The organism is Bacteroidota bacterium, from assembly GCA_016722565.1.
Classification (GTDB): Bacteria; Bacteroidota; Bacteroidia; order 2-12-FULL-35-15; family 2-12-FULL-35-15; genus 2-12-FULL-35-15.
Genome location: JADKIU010000007.1, coordinates 171,024 through 191,034 on the forward strand (window position 1 = coordinate 171,024; position 20,011 = coordinate 191,034).

General features: G+C 36.2%; 19 protein-coding genes and 1 pseudogene. 13 read left to right on the forward strand and 7 right to left on the reverse strand.

Annotation, left to right across the window (positions count from 1 at the left end; all coding sequences use genetic code 11):
• The first annotated feature begins 64 nt into the window (after positions 1 to 64).
• The 4 genes and pseudogenes from IPP64_15470 (at position 65) to IPP64_15485 (ending at position 5,371) form a co-directional block, all read left to right on the forward strand.
• Positions 65 to 3,132, forward strand: a pseudogene (locus tag IPP64_15470) (amidohydrolase family protein).
• 107 nt (positions 3,133 to 3,239) lie between these two features.
• A complete protein-coding gene (locus IPP64_15475) occupies positions 3,240 to 3,632 on the forward strand; it encodes a GxxExxY protein (GenBank protein ID MBL0330762.1) in 393 nt (130 codons plus the stop codon).
• Between the two features lie 69 nt (positions 3,633 to 3,701).
• Positions 3,702 to 4,988, forward strand: coding sequence for an amidohydrolase family protein (locus IPP64_15480; GenBank protein MBL0330763.1), 1,287 nt, complete (start codon positions 3,702 to 3,704; stop codon positions 4,986 to 4,988).
• 23 nt (positions 4,989 to 5,011) lie between these two features.
• Positions 5,012 to 5,371: a hypothetical protein gene (locus tag IPP64_15485; protein MBL0330764.1), complete on the forward strand. Its 360-nt coding sequence runs from the start codon at positions 5,012 to 5,014 to the stop codon at positions 5,369 to 5,371.
• Here the strand turns inward: IPP64_15485 and trpS are convergent.
• Entirely contained in the window at positions 5,368 to 6,342 is a 975-nt protein-coding gene (gene trpS / locus IPP64_15490) for a tryptophan--tRNA ligase (protein MBL0330765.1), read from the reverse strand. The genes IPP64_15485 and trpS overlap by 4 nt on opposite strands.
• 107 nt (positions 6,343 to 6,449) lie before the next feature.
• On the opposite strand from trpS, the gene IPP64_15495 reads away from it, so the two are divergent.
• Complete coding sequence (locus tag IPP64_15495) at positions 6,450 to 7,124, forward strand: 1-acyl-sn-glycerol-3-phosphate acyltransferase (GenBank protein ID MBL0330766.1); 675 nt, start codon at positions 6,450 to 6,452, stop codon at positions 7,122 to 7,124.
• Between the two features lie 118 nt (positions 7,125 to 7,242).
• A complete protein-coding gene (gene gatC / locus IPP64_15500; GenBank protein ID MBL0330767.1) occupies positions 7,243 to 7,536 on the forward strand; it encodes an Asp-tRNA(Asn)/Glu-tRNA(Gln) amidotransferase subunit GatC in 294 nt (97 codons plus the stop codon).
• On the opposite strand, the gene IPP64_15505 is transcribed toward gatC, so the two are convergent.
• The 4 genes from IPP64_15505 to hemA all read right to left on the reverse strand — a co-directional run bounded on the left by IPP64_15505 (position 7,533) and on the right by hemA (position 11,871).
• Entirely contained in the window at positions 7,533 to 7,952 is a 420-nt protein-coding gene (locus IPP64_15505; protein MBL0330768.1) for a hypothetical protein, read from the reverse strand. The genes gatC and IPP64_15505 overlap by 4 nt on opposite strands.
• Before the next feature lie 26 nt (positions 7,953 to 7,978).
• Positions 7,979 to 8,947, reverse strand: coding sequence for a porphobilinogen synthase (hemB, locus tag IPP64_15510; protein ID MBL0330769.1), 969 nt, complete (start codon positions 8,945 to 8,947; stop codon positions 7,979 to 7,981).
• A gap of 96 nt (positions 8,948 to 9,043) precedes the next feature.
• The gene (gene hemC, locus IPP64_15515; GenBank protein ID MBL0330770.1) at positions 9,044 to 10,603 is read right to left on the reverse strand and encodes a hydroxymethylbilane synthase; all 1,560 of its coding nucleotides are present in this window, start codon (positions 10,601 to 10,603) and stop codon (positions 9,044 to 9,046) included.
• Between the two features lie 44 nt (positions 10,604 to 10,647).
• Positions 10,648 to 11,871: a glutamyl-tRNA reductase gene (gene hemA / locus IPP64_15520; protein MBL0330771.1), complete on the reverse strand. Its 1,224-nt coding sequence runs from the start codon at positions 11,869 to 11,871 to the stop codon at positions 10,648 to 10,650.
• 521 nt (positions 11,872 to 12,392) lie between these two features.
• On the opposite strand from hemA, the gene rplM reads away from it, so the two are divergent.
• From rplM to IPP64_15555, 7 genes are all read left to right on the forward strand, one after another.
• Positions 12,393 to 12,848: a 50S ribosomal protein L13 gene (gene rplM, locus IPP64_15525; GenBank protein ID MBL0330772.1), complete on the forward strand. Its 456-nt coding sequence runs from the start codon at positions 12,393 to 12,395 to the stop codon at positions 12,846 to 12,848.
• A gap of 5 nt (positions 12,849 to 12,853) precedes the next feature.
• Entirely contained in the window at positions 12,854 to 13,240 is a 387-nt protein-coding gene (gene rpsI / locus IPP64_15530; GenBank protein MBL0330773.1) for a 30S ribosomal protein S9, read from the forward strand.
• Between the two features lie 45 nt (positions 13,241 to 13,285).
• Entirely contained in the window at positions 13,286 to 14,128 is an 843-nt protein-coding gene (gene rpsB / locus IPP64_15535) for a 30S ribosomal protein S2 (protein MBL0330774.1), read from the forward strand.
• A gap of 73 nt (positions 14,129 to 14,201) precedes the next feature.
• Positions 14,202 to 15,029, forward strand: coding sequence for an elongation factor Ts (locus tag IPP64_15540; protein MBL0330775.1), 828 nt, complete (start codon positions 14,202 to 14,204; stop codon positions 15,027 to 15,029).
• Between the two features lie 125 nt (positions 15,030 to 15,154).
• A complete protein-coding gene (locus tag IPP64_15545; GenBank protein ID MBL0330776.1) occupies positions 15,155 to 15,862 on the forward strand; it encodes a UMP kinase in 708 nt (235 codons plus the stop codon).
• A gap of 44 nt (positions 15,863 to 15,906) precedes the next feature.
• Positions 15,907 to 16,470: a ribosome recycling factor gene (gene frr, locus IPP64_15550; protein ID MBL0330777.1), complete on the forward strand. Its 564-nt coding sequence runs from the start codon at positions 15,907 to 15,909 to the stop codon at positions 16,468 to 16,470.
• Between the two features lie 235 nt (positions 16,471 to 16,705).
• The gene (locus tag IPP64_15555) at positions 16,706 to 17,356 is read left to right on the forward strand and encodes a hypothetical protein (protein ID MBL0330778.1); all 651 of its coding nucleotides are present in this window, start codon (positions 16,706 to 16,708) and stop codon (positions 17,354 to 17,356) included.
• A gap of 79 nt (positions 17,357 to 17,435) precedes the next feature.
• Here IPP64_15555 and IPP64_15560 read toward each other — a convergent pair whose 3' ends face one another.
• Both IPP64_15560 and IPP64_15565 read right to left on the reverse strand, forming a co-directional pair.
• Positions 17,436 to 18,962 (reverse strand): hypothetical protein, encoded by a 1,527-nt coding sequence (locus IPP64_15560; GenBank protein MBL0330779.1) that lies wholly within the window; start codon positions 18,960 to 18,962, stop codon positions 17,436 to 17,438.
• 27 nt (positions 18,963 to 18,989) lie between these two features.
• On the reverse strand, positions 18,990 to 19,931 hold the full coding sequence (locus tag IPP64_15565; GenBank protein ID MBL0330780.1) for an SPASM domain-containing protein: 942 nt from the start codon (positions 19,929 to 19,931) through the stop codon (positions 18,990 to 18,992).
• Between the last annotated feature and the right edge of the window lie 80 nt (positions 19,932 to 20,011).

A 20,011-nucleotide genomic window follows, 5' to 3' on the forward strand; every position in this document is an offset into this window, starting at 1 on the left:
CGCTCATACATTTTTAAAGAAAAATCAGTATAAAATGCTATTTTTGTTTAGAACAATCATTGATATGAAAAAAATTATCTTATCCCTTTTTGCAATTTCCATTTCTATTATTGCAAATGCTCAAGAAACGTTTCCTGTAAATGGAACTTCCAACAATAACCACACAACCTATGCATTTACAAATGCTAAAATTTATGTGGATGCGGATGAAATCATCGAAAACGGAACGCTTATCGTAAAGGACGGACTGATTAGTCTGGTTGGTACAAAAATAAATATACCACAAGGTGCTGTTATTTATGATTTAAAGGGAAAATCGATTTACCCCGGACTAATTGATGCCTATTCCAATTACGGAATGCCGGAACCCAAAAGAATATCCGGTGGCGGTTATCCTCAAACCGAAAACGCCAACAAAGGTGCTTATGGATGGAACCAAGCAGTTAAATCAGATGTAGATGCGCTGAAAATTTTTGTAAAAGACAGTAAAGCGGCAGAAGAATTCAGACGATTGGGATTCGGTACCGTGCTGACATTTCAAAAAGATGGTATCGTGAGAGGAAGCGCTATCGCAGTTACGCTTGGCGAAGGTCGTGAAAATGAATTAATCGTAAATGAGAAAGCCGCTGCCATGTATTCCTTTAGCAAAGGAACCTCTTCACAAGATTATCCTTCCTCTTTAATGGGAAGTATTTCTTTATTACGTCAAACCTATGTAGATGCCAGTTGGTATAAATCAGATAAAACAAAAAAAGAAACCAACATTTCATTGGATGCCTTTAATAATTTACAAACGCTTCCTCAAATATTTGAAACAAACGACAAACTAAATGCATTACGTGCTGACAAAATTGGCGATGAGTTTAAAATAAAATACATTATCAAAGGCAGTGGAAATGAATACCAACGTTTGGACGACATGAAGGCGACCAATTGTAAATTTATTCTCCCTGTTAATTTCCCAATGGCTTACGATGTGGAAGATGCCTACGATGCAAATTATGTTTCTTTAACTGATTTGAAACATTGGGAAATGGCTCCAGCAAACCCATTGGCGTTTGAAAAATATTTTATCCCGTTTGCAATCACTACTTCTGATTTAAAAGACAAAAAAGATTTCTGGAAAAATGTGCGTAAAGCGATTGCTTATGGTTTATCCGAAAAACAAGCGTTAAAATCGCTTACCACCATCCCTGCGGAAATGCTTAACCTGAGTGATAAATTAGGAAAACTAAAAAGCGGGATGATTGCAAATTTTATTATTACTTCCGGTAACTTATTTGATGAAAAAACAATTCTTTACGAAAATTGGATCCAAGGAAATGCCTATAAAATAAACGACTACAACACCGTTGATGTTAGAGGAAATTATGATTTCACCTATGGTGCTGACCGTGTATTACACCAATTAAAAATTGAAGGCGACTTAGATAAATTAAAAGCCACCATGTTAACCGATACCTCTAAAACACCTGTAAGTGTTTCTGTGTCGGGTTATTCAATTACTTTGAGTTTCAATTCAAAAGATCCTAACGGAACAATTCGTTTAAGCGGTAACATTTCAACCAATCCTTTAAAACTAAATGGCACCGGCCAAATTGCTGATGGAAGCTGGATAAATTGGAATGCTAATTTTGCAAATGAATTAGCTGCTTCTACTAAAAAAGACACAGCGAAAAAGGAAACCATCACCTTCGGGCAAATTTATTATCCGTTTTGTGCATACGGAAAACCTAATGATGAACGAGATGGTTTTGACAAATACCTCAACGATTTCAAAACACGTTACGATGCTGTATTAATTAAAAATGCAACGGTATGGACAAATGAAGCAGAAGGTGTTTTAAAAAATCAAGATGTATATATTACAGAAGGTCGCATTGTTCGTATTGCAGATGAGATACAAGCAACCAAACTTGCATTCGCAAAAGTAATTGACGGCACCGGAAAACATTTAACCGCAGGAATTATTGATGAACATTCGCATATTGCACTTAACAGTGTGAATGAAGGCACACAAGCGTCCAGCGCGGAAGTAAGAATGGGTGACGTAATCAATTCGGATGACATCAACATTTATCGTCAGCTATCGGGTGGCGTTACCACCGCACAATTATTGCACGGTTCTGCTAACCCAATTGGAGGACAATCGGCAATTATAAAATTACGTTGGGGAAAATCACCGGAAGAAATGAAATTTGAAAAAGCGGATGGGTTTATCAAATTTGCTTTAGGTGAAAATGTAAAACAAAGCAACTGGGGAGATGCGAACACCATTCGCTTTCCGCAATCACGTATGGGCGTAGAGCAAGTGTATTATGATATGTTTACCAGAGCGAAAGAATACGATGCCAAACAAAAAACATTTGGTGCCTTATCCGACAAAGCAAAAGCAAATACGACTCCATTCAGAAGAGACTTAGAATTGGAAGCCATTGCAGAAATTTTAAATAAAAAGCGATTCATTACATGTCACTCGTATGTACAATCCGAAATCAATATGTTAATGCATGTAGGTGATTCATTAGGCTTTCAGGTAAATACATTTACACACATTTTAGAAGGATATAAAGTAGCCGACAAAATGAAAACCCATGGTGCCGGAGCTTCTACATTTAGTGATTGGTGGGCGTATAAAATGGAAGTAAAGATGCAATTCCGCACAATGCTGCATTACTTACCAAAATGGGAATTACAACCGCTATCAACTCTGATGATGCAGAGATGGGTAGAAGATTAAATCAAGAAGCTGCCAAAGCAATTAAATATGGTGGATTAACGGAAGAAGAAGCTTTGAAGTTAGTGACATTAAATCCGGCTAAACTATTACATATTGATGATAAAGTAGGAAGTATTAAAGTAGGAAAACAAGCGGATTTGGTTTTATGGTCTGATAACCCATTATCTGTTTACGCAAAAGTTGAAAAAACAATTATTGATGGTCACGTTTATTTTGATTCGGAAGAAGATTTAAAACTGAGAGCAGAGATGCAAAAAGAACGTGCCCGCATCATTCAAAAAATGTTGGATGAGAAAAAAGGTGGAGCACCTACACAAAAACCAACAATGAAAAGAAAACAATTGTTTGAATGCGATAGTATGCAGGAAGATTATTTGGAAATAGCGGAGTAATTCATACTTACATCAAATAGGAACGCAGATCTTTAAGACTTTTATGATTTGCTAAGATAAAAAATTGAACTTTATTTATGATTTGAGATAATTATACACATTCAGATATAACTAAGAAAATAATAAAAGCTTATTACAATGTATACAATAATCTAGGCTATGGTTTTTTAGAAAAGGTTTATGAAAAAGCTATGATCATTGAGTTGAATAGACAAGAGCTTGAATGTGAAAGGCAAAAACCTATTGACGTATTTTATGATAAAATATGCATTGGAAATTATTTTGCTGACATAATTGTAGAAAACAAAGTTATTATTGAGTTAAAGGCATGCGAATATCTAATTGAGGAGCATGAAATTCAATTAGTAAATTATCTGAAAGCAACTGAAATTGAAGTTGGATTATTACTAAACTTTGGAAAGGAAGTTGAATACAAAAGAAAAGTATTATCAAACAATTTTAAAAAAAACATAACCCTAGAAAACATAAAAATATCATAAGACACACAGCTATCTTTTTTTACCCTAAAAAATCTTAAACGATCTGCGTTCCTATCAACATCAGCAACCATGAAAAAACTAATTTTATTCGCATTACTGCTTTCAACAACTTTTACCTTCGCACAAAAAAGTGCGTTGATTATGAACGGCATCGCTCATATCGGGAACGACAGTGTGATTCAAAATTCCATCATTGGAATTAAAGCCGGAAAAATTGTGTTAGTAGCCGATGCAACCACCGCAAAAATTGACCCATCCGGATACGATGAAGTAATTGATGCAAGCGGGAAACACATCTACCCGGGATTTATTGCTCCAAATTCAACTTTGGGATTAACAGAGATCGAATCGGTGAGAGCAACAAACGACTTTAGAGAAACTGGAACAACATTGCCGAACGTTCGTTCCTTGATTGCCTATAACACAGATTCAAAAATTATTCCTACCGTTCGCACCAATGGAGTTTTGTTAGCACAAATCACACCGCGTGGCGGACTTGTTTCCGGAACATCCAGTGTGGTTGTATTGGATGGATGGAATTGGGAAGATGCTGCTTATAAAATTGATGATGGGATTCACATCAACTGGCCTACCATTCAAAGCCGTAAATACTTGGATGAAGACAATATTTTCCCGGGACCATTTGAGAAAAACAAAGATTACATTCAACAAACCAATTCATTAAAAAAATTATTTGCAGATGCCAAAGCATATAATGAGAACCAGACCAAGGAAGAAGCCAACCTTCGCTTCGAGGCGATGAAAGGACTTTACAACGGCACTCAAACATTATTTATTCATAGCAATACTGTAAAAGAAATGGTGGAAGCAATCAATTTTGTGAAAGAAAACAAAATTACCCGTGTTGCAATTGTTGGAGGAAAAGAAAGTTGGATGATTACCGATTTATTAAAACAAAATAATATTTCAGTGATTGTTTCTCGTGTACATGATTTACCAACCTATCCGGAAGACGATGTTGATTTACCTTACAAACTTCCATATTTATTACAAAAAGCCGGAGTTCTTTTTTGCTTAAACAATGAAGGAGACATGGAAGCACCCGGAGCACGCAACCTTCCATTTTTAGCAGGAACAGCAAGTGCATACGGATTAACAAAAGAACAAGCTTTAAAATCCATCACTTTAAATGCAGCAAAAATATTAGGCATTGATAAAACTACAGGAAGCATTGAACAAGGGAAAGATGCAACACTTTTTATTTCAACCGGTGATGCATTGGATATGAAAAGTAACAATGTGGAGAAAGCCTTCGTAAAAGGAAACAGCATTGATTTAAAAAATGATCAAACAGAATTATACGAAAAGTATAAAAAGAAATACGGAATTAAATAACCTTAAGTCTGCTAATTTAAAAAATGAAACATTTCATTTCTATACTTATAATTTTTGTTTTTATTGCTTCATGCAAAAAAGAACCAAAGACGGTTACCGTTTCATATAAAATTTATGAAAAAAGTACCGCTGTTCCTACCTATACAGTTCGGTATACCCAAGCAAATGGTGTTTCTAAATCAAAAGGAGGAATTACACAAGCCAATTGGGTTTCAGAAACTATTCCGGAAGTGGAATTAGGCAAAACCGTTTCTCTTTCTGTGGAAGGGAATGGCGGTGGCGTTTACGAAATGTATATTTATGTAAATGGTTCCGTGAACGCACATCGCAGTGCAGGCGATGGTTATGGCGAACAAACACTCACACTGGAGATACCATATTAAATCTTAAATCCTAACTTTTCTCTCACACGTGTTAGTGTAGCTCTTGCTATTTTTCTGGCTTTATCGGCACCCACTTGCAGTTTCGCATCCAGCTCTGCACGGTTGTTCATGTAATACGAATAGGTTTCCCTTTCCTTTTTGAACTTTTCTAAAATCAATTCAAATAAAGCTGTTTTCGCATGACCGTAGCCATACCCCCCTTTTAGGTAATTCGCTTTCATCTCTGCAATTTGAACATCGTTGGCCAACAATTTATATAATGCGAACACATTGCAGGCATCCGGATTTTTAGGAGCTTCCAGTGGTGTAGCATCTGTAACAATACTCATCACTACTTTTTTTAATTCTTTATCCGTAAGAAATATGTTGATGAAGTTATTCAACGACTTGCTCATCTTTTTTCCGTCAATACCGGGAATCAGCATGGTTGCTTCATTTACTTTGCCTTCCGGAATCACAAATACCTCACCATAGACATTATTAAATTTTTCAGCAATATCGCGGGTCATTTCCAAATGCTGCATCTGATCTTTTCCAACAGGAACATAGTGCGCATCATACAAAATAATATCAGCTGCCATCAATACCGGATAAGTAAATAAACCTGCATTCACATCCGATAAGCGCTCCGACTTATCTTTGAATGAATGTGCATTCGCCAACATGGGAAATGGAGTGAAACAATTTAAATACCAGGTCAACTCACATACTTCGGTGACATCACTTTGACGATAGAAAATATTTTTATCCGTATCAAAACCGAAAGCCAACCAGGTAGCAGCAACAGCGTCCGTACTTTCTTTAATAAAAGCGGCATCCTTAATGGTTGTTAATGAATGTAAATCCGCAATAAAAAAAAGTGATTCATTCCCTGCTTGCTTCGACATTTCAATCGCAGGTATAATGGCACCTAAAATATTTCCCATGTGGGGAATATTGGTACTTTGAACTCCTGTAAGTATTCGTGACATAATTGGTAGTTAGTTGTTTGTTATTGGTTGATAGAGAATCTAGGTCAAATATACAGAAATTTAAAACCACAAAAACAGCCTTAAAATTTGCTATATTTGTCTTCCCAATGAACTTTTTGCTAATCATACCTCGAACACTTTGGAAGCTGGTCTTCATCCTCAATTTTGTATTGGGCTTGATTGTTCTTTATCCATTGTTTTCTATTTTTCTTTCGAAGCGAGAATGGTATCCAAAAGCTTTTGAGTTGAAAAAGTTCTGGGCAAAGTGGATTTTATATGTTCCTGGAATTTTTATCAAAGTAAAACGAGAAGTTCCAATTGAAAAGCTTCCACATCCAGCAGTGTATTGTGCTAATCACTCGTCTTATTTGGATATTGTGATGAGCTATTTGGTGATTCCGAATTATTACGTTTTTATGGGGAAGCAGGAATTAGACAAAACACCTTTGTTCCGAATTTTCTTTAAGGACATGAATATTTTGGTGGATAGAGGAAGCAATACATCATCGCACCGAGCGTTTATGCGGGCAGGAAAAGAAATTGACAAAGGAAATGGGGCATTTATTTATCCCGAAGCAGGTATTTCCAGCAATGGAAAATTAAGAGGATTCAAAAATGGTGCGTTTAAATTGGCGATTGAAAAGCAAGTGCCAATTGTTCCGATTACCTATTTAAACAACTGGAGATTATTACAAAATGGTGGTTTCTTTAAATCCTTTGGCGGAGATAGGCATCTCGCATATTATTGTCCACGCACCCATACCCACAAAAGGATTAACTGAAAATGATTTAGTATCTTTGAAAACAAAAGTGCATGATATTATTGCAAAAGAATTAGAAAAGCATGATTCCTCGACATCCCGATAGCTATCGGGACGAAATCACATTAAAGGATAAAAAATGAAGATAGATAACGACACCGTAGACAAAATTGCTCACTTAGCACGTTTGGAATTTGCAAACGAAGCAAAAGAGGAAATTAAAAAAGACATGAACAATATGTTGGGCTTCATAGACAAGTTGAACGAATTGTACACGTCTAATGTTGAACCGTTAATCTATATGAGTGATGAAGTAAATGTTTTGCGTGAAGATGAAGTGAAGCAGGTAATCACTCAAGAAGAAGCGTTGAAAAACGGACCAAAACATGATTCGGATTACTTTAAAGTTCCGAAGGTGATTGAGAAGGCTTAAAAGACAGCCACTTTTTCCAACTCAATTTTATTTCCGACAAACCATTTATCGTTTATCTTGCCACAACCCCAGAGTTTTAATTCGTATTTATATTCTTTATTGTCGGTAATGGTGATAAAGATATCGGCTCTTTCCTTGTAAATTTTATCTCCATCCTTCAATACGGCTCTGGTAGAAGAGCTCAACGTTTTTGAACCTTTTAGCGGTTTCAAATCTGTTGAAGAGATTTGCTTCAGTTTTTCAAGTATGTTTTTTTGCTCCACTGAATCAGTCGACAGAAGCACTTTCAACTTCTCTTCATTATAATTCAAAAGTGAATTTGTAAACGTCTTGCTCAATTCCTGAGGAGTTGTTTGTCCGGTTATTTTTAACGAAAACAAAACAAGAAAAAGTAAAATTGGAAGTGTTTTTTTCATTTTAAAATTTTCAAATTAACAAATTTTCAAATCCACCCCTTTTCAAAAATATCCTTCGTATGATAGGTAATAATGATATTTGCTCCTGCTCTAGCAAACGCGTGCATATTTTCCATCACAATTTTTTGCTCATCAATCCAGCCATTTTGCGCTGCGGCTTTTACCATGGAATATTCGCCTGAAACATTATAGCAAGCAATTGGTAAAAGTGTGTGCTGACGTAAATTAAAAATCACATCCATGTATGCCAATGCCGGTTTCACCATTAAAATGTCTGCCCCCTCCGCTTCATCCAACAATCCTTCTGTCATGGATTCATTTCCATTACGGTGATCCATCTGATACGATTTCCGATCGCCTTTTTGTGGGGCTGAATCTGCTGCTTCACGGAACGGACCATAATACGCAGATGCATATTTAATAGAATACGACATGATTGCTGTATTCTCAAAACCATTTTTATCTAACAATTCACGCATTGCTCCTATTCGACCATCCATCATATCACTTGGCGCTACCATATCCGCTCCGGCTTGTGCATGCGCCAATGCCATTTTTGCTAAGACCTCCACAGATGAATCGTTATGAACATATTCATCATGCAAAATACCACAATGTCCGTGGGTTGTATACGCGCAAACACAAACATCGGTAATGACATAGAGGCTGTCACCGAATTTTTCTTTCAATGCTTTTACCGCTTTTACAACAATAGAATTATTGCTGAAAGAAGAACTTGCATCTTCTGTTTTTTGTTCGCCAACACCAAACAAGAGAATTTTGTTGATCCCAATTTTCAAACCTTTCTCAACATCTTTCACCAATTCATCTACAGAATAGTGATTAATTCCCGGCATGGCATCAATACCATGTACTACGTTTTTTCCATCTACCACAAAGTAGGGATAGATAAACATATCTTTTGAAAGTCGGGTTTCAGCAACCATTTCACGAATGATTGCATTTTTTCTGAGTCTACGAGGGCGTTGTAACATATTAGTTGTTAGTTGTGGGTTGTTAGTTGTTAGTGTTGCAAGATTGCTAGTTTTATTTTTTTTCCAACAACCAATAACTAACAACCATCAACCAATTTATATTCCAAACACAGCTTCCGCCAAACCAACTTCATCAAACGAAGCTGGCAGCAAACAATTTTCTACTCCGTGTTCTGTTAATTTTTTTTCAGTTGACTTTCCGATGGCAATTACTTTCTGTGTCGCTTCTATTTTACCTTTTTCGAAAAACGATTCGACATTAGAAGGACTTGTAAATACTAAAATTTCAGCATCTGGTAATTTTGCATTTTCTTTTTTTACTGTCTCATACACAACCAAATCAGTCAATTTAGAAGCATCTTCAAATTGTTGTTGAATGGTGCGTAATCCGCCTTTTGCCTGCGGGAACAACACCGTTTCATCACCCACTGTTTTTGCAAATTTTTTGCCAACCACTTTTGTATCAGGGACAGAGCCGACAAATGCTGCGTTTCTGTTGTGCTTTTTCAATTCTTGTTCGGTCGATTTTCCAATCACTCCGAATTTTGTTTTTGATTTTAATTCCGGATTTTGAGAAAAGAAATAATCAACTGCATTTGAGCTGGCGAAGAATACCCAATCTGCCTGAGGAACAGACAGAATATTTACTTTTTTAGTTTCGATAAAAGAAACACCTTCTACGGTATATCCGTTTCCTTCTAAAACATTTTTAAAGAAGGAATCTTGTTTTAAATCACGGGTAATTAAAACTGAACAACCTTTAATTGCATTTAATCGGTTGACAATTTTTTGTGCAAAACCATCGGCAGTAAAAGATTCAAAATACAATCGTTTGGGCATGGTATCCCAGGCATCCGACTTGGAAGTCCACACTTTAAATTTATTATCCTCTTTGATACAGAAAACGCCTAAAGGCAATTGACAACCGCCATCAAATAAGTTAAGGACTTTGCGTTCGATACCGATAGTATCTTCAACTTTTTCGGAATTTAGCTTGTGGATGTATTCAAATAATTCATGGTCATCCTCGCGAATTTGCAATCCTAAAACACCTTGAGCGGGAGCGGGAATAAATTCTTTTGGATCTAAGCGTAGTACTTTAAATTCACTTAAATCGATGCGTAAACGTTCCACACCTGCAGCAGCTAACATGATAGCATCGTATTTTTTATCGCGTAATTTTTGAATACGTGTGGGAACATTCCCTCTTAAATCTTCAATTGTAATATCCTTTCGAAATGCGAGCAATTGAGATTTTCTTCTTGCGGAAGATGTTCCAACAACTGCATTTTTTTTGAATGCATATTTTTGTGCATTGTCAACACATTCTTTGCGAATCAAAATTAATTCTGCAGCATCTTCACGTTCGGAGACAGCAGCAATTTTAAGTCCTTCAGGAGAAGTGGTTGGTAAATCTTTGTGAGAGTGAACGGCTAAATCAATTTCTTTATTTAACAAGGCCTCTTCAATTTCTTTTGTAAAAAAACCTTTTCCTTCCAGTTTATCAAAACTTAAATTTTGAATTGCATCCCCTTGGGTTGTAATAATTTTCAATTCGGCTGTTAGCCCTAATTTTTGAACTTTACGCAATACGTGATTGGCTTGCCACAATGCTAAGTCGCTTCCTCTAGAGCCAATTATTATTTTTCTTTCCATTTATTTTTAATTGGAACGCAGATCTGCCAATTGGCCGTCAGGTTCTATTTTTGATTCGTCAAAATTTCCTTTGCCATTTTCATCGGCACACTGATGTATTTTTTTTCCATATAGGAAATTATTTTATCCAGCACTTCTTTCGATTCCGGATTGAGTGCATTCAATTCTTTGGCAAATACTTCATTCGCTGTTTCACGTATTTCCTTTACCTTTTTAGGTACTTCACTCATTGCCAATTCCACTTTGCGTGTTTTGAGGATTTGACGAAACTCATAAATATTGGCTTCAATAATTACTTTGCACGTATCCAATTCCTGTTCACGTGCCTTTAAATTTTCTTTTGCAATTTCCTGAAGGTTATTTACTGCGATGAGGTTTACATCGTAGTTATTTAAAATTTCAGCATCCAAATCATTCGGGATGGCAAGATCGATGACTATTTTTTGTGATTTATCATTCCCAACAAGATGCTTATACAATTCGAGAGTGATAATACTTTGAGCTGCACCTGTACAGGTTAGAATGATATCAAAACCTTCTTTATAATTATTCAATTCAGAAAGTGGAAATGCTTTTCCATTGAGTTCTGATGCTAATTTTTGAGCATTAGAAAGTGTGCGATTGAATACGGTAAAATTTGCAAACTTATGTTTTTTCAAGTATTGCGCCATGGTGGTGTTGGTAACACCGGAACCGATGATGATAAAGCGGGATTCTTTTTTTACGTTAAGAGAACGTAGTTTTCTGTAGGCCAATGAAACAACAGAAACAGGATTTCTGGCGATATTGGTTTCGGTATAAATTTCTTTTGCTGTTTCAATCGTCTTTTTTACAACCAAGCGAATTAAGTCGCCAGTTAATCCATATTCATTACATTTTTCATAGGCGTTGCGAACTTGTGTAATGATTTCTCTTTCTCCAACAACTAATGAATCAATGGAAGAAGCGACATTGAATAAATGACGCAATGCGGCTTCACCATCAAATACCTGAACATTTTTTTGAATCCAGTCGAGGTAGTCTGCATTCCAATCGTCATTAAAAGCTTTGAAAAAACTTTCGATATAAAGCGCATCGATTTCCTGTTCGGTGGAGAGCATAAATTCCATGCGATTGCAGGTACTGAGGTATAACAATTCTTCGATATCCATTACCGCCTTCACCAATGCTAATTTTTCGCTCGCAAGATGATCTTCCACGTGCAATTTTCCGATGTCGTTCACATCGGTTGTTTTATGGGTGAAAGCGATTATTTTAAACTTGTTCACTCTTTTTTGTATTACGATGCAAATTTGGGAATCTAGCCGAAGAGATTTGTCACACAATTGTCAGAAGCACAAATTCTGATGAAAGTCATAAATTCTATAAAAAGAGTTAAAATCGGAGCATCAACCAAAAGGTTCCAAGAGGAGAATGACCAAAATAGCTAAACCCGATGGAAGCGATTTTTTGAGCTGAGAGCGGGACGAAAGGTTCCAAAAAATGAGCGGCCGAGCTTTTCAAAAAATAGCAACAAAAAGGCTTTTTAAGGCGTTTTTTAAGCAAAAAACACGAATTTTTAAGTTTTTTCAAGCTTTTTGACGAAAATTACAACAAAAATACGAATGCAATATTAAGACCAGAATGCATGAACCACCTGTACGATGTGTTTCAAAAAAACGGATTTAAGCGATTAATAATGAACATTTATTTGTGAATTATTTTGTCAGAAATAAAAATGTGCTTATCTTCGCGTCCCGTTTTAAGAAAAATACGGCATTTTTAGTACATAAATTAATATCTAAATACAGTGGAAGCAATTAGTTACAAAACGGTTTCAGCAAGTAAAGAAACTGTTACAAAAGGATGGGTTATCGTAGATGCAGAGAACGAAACATTGGGTCGTTTAGCTTCAAACGTGGCTTACATTTTAAGAGGAAAAAACAAAACAAACTTTACTCCTCACGTAGACACAGGTGATAATGTGATCATTATCAATGCTGAAAAAGTAAAATTAACAGGGAACAAAGTTTCTGAAAAGGAATACGTTCGTCACACAGGGTATCCGGGTGGACAGCGTTTTGCAACTCCTAAATTATTACTTTCTAAAAAACCAACAGAAGTAATACGTTTAGCAGTTAGCGGTATGTTACCAAAAAACAAATTGGGTGATGCATTGAGAAAAAATGTATTTATCTATGCAGGTGCAGAACATCCACATGCAGCTCAACAACCGAAACAAATCAAAATAAATACAATTAAATAATAAAAATGGAAGTAGTAAATACTCTTGGTAGAAGAAAAACCGCTGTAGCACGTGCATATGTGCAAAAAGGAAGTGGCGAAATTGTAATCAACAATAAAGATTACAAAACGTACTTCACAACATCCGTTTTACAATACAAAGTAACTCAAGCTTTTGCTGTGACAAAAACACAGGATCAGTTTGATGTGAAAGTGAATGTAAAAGGGGGCGGGGTAACAGGACAAGCAGAAGCTGTTAGATTAGCGATTGCTCGTGCTTTAGTAGAAACGGATGCAAATCTTAAGCCTTTGTTAAAAGCAGAAAGCTTAATGACACGTAATCCTAAAATGGTTGAACGTAAGAAACCGGGTCAGAAAAAAGCTCGTAAGCGTTTCCAATTCAGTAAACGTTAAGATCATCTTCAAAACAGTATTAATCAACATTAAATTAAAGACGCAATGTCAAGAACAAATTTCAATGATTTATTAGAAGCAGGTTCCCACTTCGGACACTTGAAAAGAAAATGGAATCCAGCAATGGCTCCTTATATCTTCACCGAAAAAAACGGTATCCACATTATCGACTTAAACAAAACAGTTGTGAAAGTGGACGAAGCAGCAGATGCTTTGAAACAAATTGCAAAATCCGGTAAAAAGATTTTATTTGTTGCTACTAAAAAACAAGCAAAAGATATCGTTGCTGATAAAGTAAAAGCAATTGGTATGCCTTATGTTACTGAGCGTTGGCCAGGTGGTATGTTAACAAACTTTGCAACCATCCGCAAAGCTGTTAAGAAAATGGCAACCATTGATAAAATGAGTACTGATGGAACATTTGATAATATTTCTAAAAAAGAAAAATTACAAATTTCTCGTGAGCGTGCTAAATTAGAAACCAACTTAGGTTCTATTGTTGAATTGAGCCGCCTACCGGCAGCCTTGTTCATCGTAGATATTTCTAAAGAACACATCGCAGTAGCTGAAGCAAAAAGATTAAACATCCCAACATTTGCTATCGTTGATACGAACTCTGATCCTAATGCAGTTGACTTTGCAATTCCTGCAAATGATGATGCTTCTACTTCTATCGCTTTAATTACAGGTATCATTACCAAAGCAATTGAAGAAGGTTTAGCTGAACGCAAAGTGGATAAAGAAACACAAGCTGAAGAAAAAGAAGGAACAAAAACTTCTCGCGATGAAGCTGAACAATTAAGCGCTGGTGCCAAAGTAAAATCATCAAACGATGGTGAAGCAAAAGGCGGAGCCGGAAAAAAACCAAGAAGAAAAATTAATAGTTAATTAATAAAATACAAAAAACGTCCCCACAGAAATGCGGGGACATTTTTTAATAATATAAAAACACATGACAACAATGGCGATTACAGCAGCAGATATTAATAAGTTAAGACAAATGACCGGTGCCGGCATGATGGATTGTAAAAAAGCATTAACAGAGGCTGAAGGTGATTTTGAAAAAGCAATTGACGAATTACGTAAAAAAGGACAAAAAGTAGCAGCTAACCGTGGTGATAGAGAATCTAAAGAAGGTGTTGTATTAGCGAAACTTACTTCTGACAGCAAACGTGGTGTTGTATTAGCAGTAAACTGCGAAACAGATTTCGTTGCTATCAATGCTGATTTTATTAAAATGACAACTGCAATTTTGGATATCGCAGTTGAGAAAAACGCAAAAACTGCTGACGAATTAAAAGCTTTGCCTTTTGATGCTAAAATCACAATTGGAGAAAAACTAATTGAACAAACAGGAGTTATTGGAGAAAAAATTGAATTAACAAAATACGAAGTTGTGGAAGCTCCTTTCGTATACGCATATATTCACCCTGGTAACAAATTAGCAAACGTTGTTGGATTTAGTTCTGCAACAGTGAATGCTGATGTTGCGAAAGATGTTGCAATGCAAGTTGCTGCAATGGCTCCGGTAGCTGTTGACAAAGGCGATGTAGATGCTGAAACAATCAAACGCGAAATTGAAGTTGGTAAAGAACAAGCTCGTGAAGAAGGTAAACCGGAAGAAATGCTTGAAAAAATTGCAATGGGTAAATTGAATAAGTTTTACAAAGAATCTACTTTGTTAAACCAAGAATTTATCAAAGACAATAAAAAAACCATCGCTCAATATTTGAACGACTCAGAAAAAGGATTAACCGTTACAGGATTCAAACGAATCGCTTTAGGCTAATTCATTATTATTTTTTAAGTCCCGATTTATTCGGGACTTTTTTTTGCCCGGCCGCAAAGCGGCTTTATTTATGAAGTACTTGGTGTTTTACTAAGCTTTGAATAATAACTTTAAAGTTAATCTATATGAAATACAAACGCATCCTCCTAAAACTTAGTGGTGAATCCTTAATGGGTAACAAACAATTCGGCATCGATCACGATCGTTTAACCGAATATGCTGCAGCGATTAAAGAGGTAGCTGCAATGGGTGTTGAAGTTGCCATTGTGATTGGTGGAGGCAATATTTTTAGAGGAATTCAGGCTGCTGAAGGTGGCATGGACAGAGTACAAGGTGATTATATGGGAATGTTAGCTACGGTTATCAATTCGATGGCCTTGCAAGCAGCACTGGAAAAAGCTGGAGTAGAAACGCGTTTGCAATCGGCCATTAAAATGGAACAAATTTGCGAACCTTTCATCCGCAGAAAAGCTGTTCGTCACTTAGAAAAAAGCAGAGTTGTTATTTTTGGTGCAGGAACCGGAAACCCTTACTTTACAACGGATACAGCCGCAACATTGCGTGCCATCGAAATTGAATCGGATGTGGTATTAAAAGGAACACGTGTAGATGGTATTTACACTGCAGATCCTGAAAAAGATAAAACAGCTACTAAATACGATACGATTTCTTTTGAAGAAGTATACTCCAAAGGCTTAGAAGTAATGGACATGACAGCCTTTACGCTTTGTAAAGAAAACAAATTGCCAATTATTGTTTTTGATATGAACAAAAAAGGAAACCTTAAACGTTTGGTAGAAGGTGAAAAAGTAGGAACATTAGTTGAGTTCTAGTTCAAAAAAGCATAATTTTGTAATACACCTAAGGACTATTTATTATGACAGAAGATATTCAATTTATATTAGACAGCGCAAAAGAGCAAATGGAAAAAGCTCTTAATCACTTAGATGCAGAATTGGTTAAAGTACGTGCCGGGAAAGCGAGTCCGACTATGCTTGAAAGCATTTCTGTAGATTATTATGGAACGCGTACACCGCTAAATCAAGTTGCGAATGTGAACACTGCAGATGCACGTACCTTGGTTGTTCAACCTTGGGAAAAATCGATGTTGACACCAATTGAGAAAGCAATTATGGCGGCCAACTTAGGTTTAAATCCACAAAATGATGGTGTATTGATTCGAATTCTAGTTCCGGCTTTAACAGAAGAACGTAGAAAAGATTTAGTGAAGAAAGCTAAAGCGGAAGCGGAAGCAGCAAAAGTTGTTTTACGTACTGCCAGAAAAGACGCAAACGAAGAATTAAAAAAACTTCAAAAGAACGGAACTCCGGAAGATGAAGTAAAAAGCGCTGAAACCCTTGTTCAGACGTTAACTGATGGTTATGTTGTAAAATGTGATAAACATCTAGAAATAAAAGAAAAAGAGATTATGACTGTCTGAGTTTTCGACACTCCATCCATCCATTACTTAAACGCTCTGAAAATTTCAGGGCGTTTTTTATTAAACGCCATTCTACATTTAAATTCGACTGCCACTTCGAGTGGTTTGGTTTAACAAAATTGAATCGAAAAACATTAAAACAAAGCGCTCATTTCTGATAAAAGTCATGGTCGATAATTCAGATTATTTTTCAAACCTATTTCCAATTTATTAAATTTGTTTAAACCATTCATTCATGGAAAAAATAATCTACCCCAGATTTTTGATTGTCAAAGACAATTTTTATGACAAGCCCAATGAAGTACTTCAAACAGCACTTAAATCAAACTTCTATCAACCGGAGCATGCTACAGGCTACCGTAGCGATACAGTATTCCACCCCAAAGGTATTAAAGCGAAACTTGAAAAGATTTTAGGTCTGAAAATTACACGGTGGGACACCGATCCATTGGAAGAAAATGGCGTGTTTTACTTCGGATTTTCAGAGGGAAAGAAAAAAGAAAAACTGGGTGTGCATTCGGATGAACCCTACAACGATGTTACGATTGTTGTTTACCTCACCCCTAACATTCCGATTGACTGTGGAACCTCTTTATGGATGCACAAACAAACCGGGTTAATAAATCCAGTTTCTCCGGCAGATGCAAGAAGATTAAAATTAAATTTCCCAAAGCTACGAGCTCAATTAGAAAAAGAAAGCAAGGACAGGTCGAAATGGATTGAGGTTGACCGTGTTGGATACCGCGTAAATCGAATGGTGGCATACCCTTCAGGTGTTTTTCATTCTGCTACCAATCACTTTGGCGATAGTCTTTCAAATGGAAGAATTTACCAAACATTTAGGGTGGGTGTAGATTGGAGCACTTTTAAAATGAATAACCTTTAATGCTCAAAAATCTGATTCAATAATTTTTGGTAAGCATACAGGTCATTCGTTTTAGCAAAAGGTAACTGAGAAAATAATGTTAGTTTTGGGGATCCGAAATTTCAAACGCATTTACCCACAATGCAACTTCATTTAAAATTGCTTTTTCGTCTCTTGATTTTGGTAGTGACTGTTTCGTTTTTTCCAAAAACAACTCTACGCTTTTCTTTTCAGCCAATGTAGCATCATTCTTATACCTTTTATTAATCATTACTCTGATCTTCTCGGTTATATCGACTACACGAACTGGCGTTTTCTTTTCCATGTTCAAAGCAACATTTGATTCCGTAAATTTCAGCAATACTTTTTCGGTGCTTCGGTAATTTTTTTTCGTTTGAATCTTTGAAAACTCGGAATTTGATAGTTTCAACAGGTTTTTATCAAGAGGACGGAATCCATAACGATAATAGAACCAAAAAGCTCCACTGGTAATGCCATCCGGATTATCTAACCCAAATTGATAGGCTTCAATTTCAAAATAAGAAAGATTGAACGCTTGTTTGTATACGCGTAACAACTGACACATCACATATCCTGATTCTCCACCTCTAAACGATTCTAAAATATTCATTCCAAAATTTGCTCCTTTTCCAAATACCCAAGCACCGCCATAAGAACAAGGAAAACCATTTTTCAAAAGTGTAAAACCAACATAGGATTCAAAAGGCAATTGTCGATCCGGAACCATTCCGTAAATACAAACACTCATGCCTCTTTCCAGATCAAACACCTTCAACGAAGATGGCTCAATAAAAGTGGTTGGATCCGTTTCCCTTGCCGTTAAAGCCATTGCGTTTTTCAAGACATCAATCAACGCTGCTCTTTCCTTCACATCCATCATTCGGTCTGCAGGTAGTTTAGCATTTAGCAACGCTTCATGATCAAATTTTTTAAGTAAGGAATCGTGAAAGAAAGGTTGCTTGATTTTAGTTCGATTATATGTTCTAGAGAACGAAGCATTTTTCGGAATAAGTTTCACATACACCTCCAACCGTTCAAATAAAAAGTCTTTAATTAACGGATGTTCATTCAGGCGTTCGATTTGATTCACTAAATAAAAAAGATACTCTTTAGGGCTTACACCCAATACCTCCAAAAGCTCTTCACCCTCTAAACCGGCAGTAGTATGGGATTTTAAAGCACTCGGCAAAGTCAAATTTAAGACTTCATTAAGCGTCAATGTTGGATCAGAGAAAGCACTAAATTGAAGAGATACATCGGAATGCGTACTCAACCATTTTAAAAAATCTGGAGTAAATCGGGTAACCGTATGCGAATAAGGTAATCCCTCATTTTCAAAAAATGAGGCAGCTGTTTTGGACGACTTTTTTAAAAACAAAGTAATTCTGCTTAATTCCTTTTCAACAACCTCTAAGATTTGTTTATTATTAGGATGCGAACACATGAACAATAAGCATTCATGATAGTCGAGCAATGCTTTATTGACTTGCAACTTAGACCCGCTCAACTCCGATAAAGCCTGTTGTTGGAGCGTCAACGATTCTGAATCAAATTTATTGATTACCGTTTTTAATTTTTTTAAAGTAGAATTGAAATTCGTTTTCATATCCGTTTTTTTTAAATTAAAAAAAGATTAGGCCCATACTTTTGTTCCTTCTGTGCAATTTTTACAAATATCGATTTCGGAGCGAGAACGCAGGACAGCACTTCTAAAGTTTTTATACTTCTCCCCTTGCCACATTTCTTTGAATGATTCGGTTTTCAAATTCCCTAATTGATGTTGCGCATCTTTATCAAAACAGCAAGGAACAACCAAGCCATCCCAGGTGATAACCGTTGAATGCCAAAGCCTCCAGCAATGGTTCAACATTTCATTTTTGATGGTGTAGGTTCCATCGTCTTGCTTTTTATAACGTGAATATTTTTCGATGGTAGGAATCAATTTATTCCCATTTACATAATCATACATCTGAGCTGTTTTAAAACGCACCTCATCCACTCCTACTTTTTTAGCCAACACCTCAACGTCTTTTATTTGATGTTCGTTTGGTTTTACAACTAAAAATTGAAAAATAATATGCGGTGTTTTCGAATTCAACTGTTTTTTCCACTTCACAACATTTTCTGCTCCTTCAATTACTTTATTGATATCGCCACCAATCCTATATTGTTCGTAGGTTTCCTGAGTTGTTCCATCAATTGAAATAATTAATCTACTTAATCCGCTTTCTACCGTTTTTTTTGCTACGGCATCATTTAAATAATGTGCATTGGTTGACGTGGCTGTATAAATATTTTTTGAAGAGGCATATTTCACCATTTCTAAAAACTGAGGATTGAGAAATGGTTCACCTTGAAAATAAAAAATCAAATACGAAATCTCTTTGTACAAAGCATCAATGGTTGATTTAAAAAAATCATTTTGAAGCATTCCTGTGGGGCGTGTAAATTCGCGTTTTCCACTTGGACATTCAGGACATCGTAAATTACAAGAGGTGGTTGGTTCGAAAGTCACACTAATGGGAACGCCCCATTGAATAGGTTTGCCGCTCCATTTAGAAATATAAAAGCTCATCACGACTTTCGTAGCATTCCATGCTCTGCGAAACGTGAGTTTTGATACAAATTGGAGACCGTCAGAAATTCTTGGATTCA

Coding starts and splice junctions, on each gene's coding strand:
- IPP64_15480 (MBL0330763.1), top strand. CDS start 3,702: ATGAAAAAACTAATTTTATTCGCATTACTGCTTTCAACAACTTTTACC.
- IPP64_15485 (MBL0330764.1), top strand. CDS start 5,012: ATGAAACATTTCATTTCTATACTTATAATTTTTGTTTTTATTGCTTCA.
- trpS (MBL0330765.1), bottom strand. CDS start 6,342: ATGTCACGAATACTTACAGGAGTTCAAAGTACCAATATTCCCCACATG.
- IPP64_15495 (MBL0330766.1), top strand. CDS start 6,450: ATGAACTTTTTGCTAATCATACCTCGAACACTTTGGAAGCTGGTCTTC.
- gatC (MBL0330767.1), top strand. CDS start 7,243: ATGAAGATAGATAACGACACCGTAGACAAAATTGCTCACTTAGCACGT.
- IPP64_15505 (MBL0330768.1), bottom strand. CDS start 7,952: ATGAAAAAAACACTTCCAATTTTACTTTTTCTTGTTTTGTTTTCGTTA.
- hemB (MBL0330769.1), bottom strand. CDS start 8,947: ATGTTACAACGCCCTCGTAGACTCAGAAAAAATGCAATCATTCGTGAA.
- hemC (MBL0330770.1), bottom strand. CDS start 10,603: ATGGAAAGAAAAATAATAATTGGCTCTAGAGGAAGCGACTTAGCATTG.
- rpsI (MBL0330773.1), top strand. CDS start 12,854: ATGGAAGTAGTAAATACTCTTGGTAGAAGAAAAACCGCTGTAGCACGT.
- rpsB (MBL0330774.1), top strand. CDS start 13,286: ATGTCAAGAACAAATTTCAATGATTTATTAGAAGCAGGTTCCCACTTC.
- IPP64_15540 (MBL0330775.1), top strand. CDS start 14,202: ATGGCGATTACAGCAGCAGATATTAATAAGTTAAGACAAATGACCGGT.
- IPP64_15545 (MBL0330776.1), top strand. CDS start 15,155: ATGAAATACAAACGCATCCTCCTAAAACTTAGTGGTGAATCCTTAATG.
- frr (MBL0330777.1), top strand. CDS start 15,907: ATGACAGAAGATATTCAATTTATATTAGACAGCGCAAAAGAGCAAATG.
- IPP64_15555 (MBL0330778.1), top strand. CDS start 16,706: ATGGAAAAAATAATCTACCCCAGATTTTTGATTGTCAAAGACAATTTT.
- IPP64_15560 (MBL0330779.1), bottom strand. CDS start 18,962: ATGAAAACGAATTTCAATTCTACTTTAAAAAAATTAAAAACGGTAATC.
- IPP64_15565 (MBL0330780.1), bottom strand. CDS start 19,931: ATGAGCTTTTATATTTCTAAATGGAGCGGCAAACCTATTCAATGGGGC.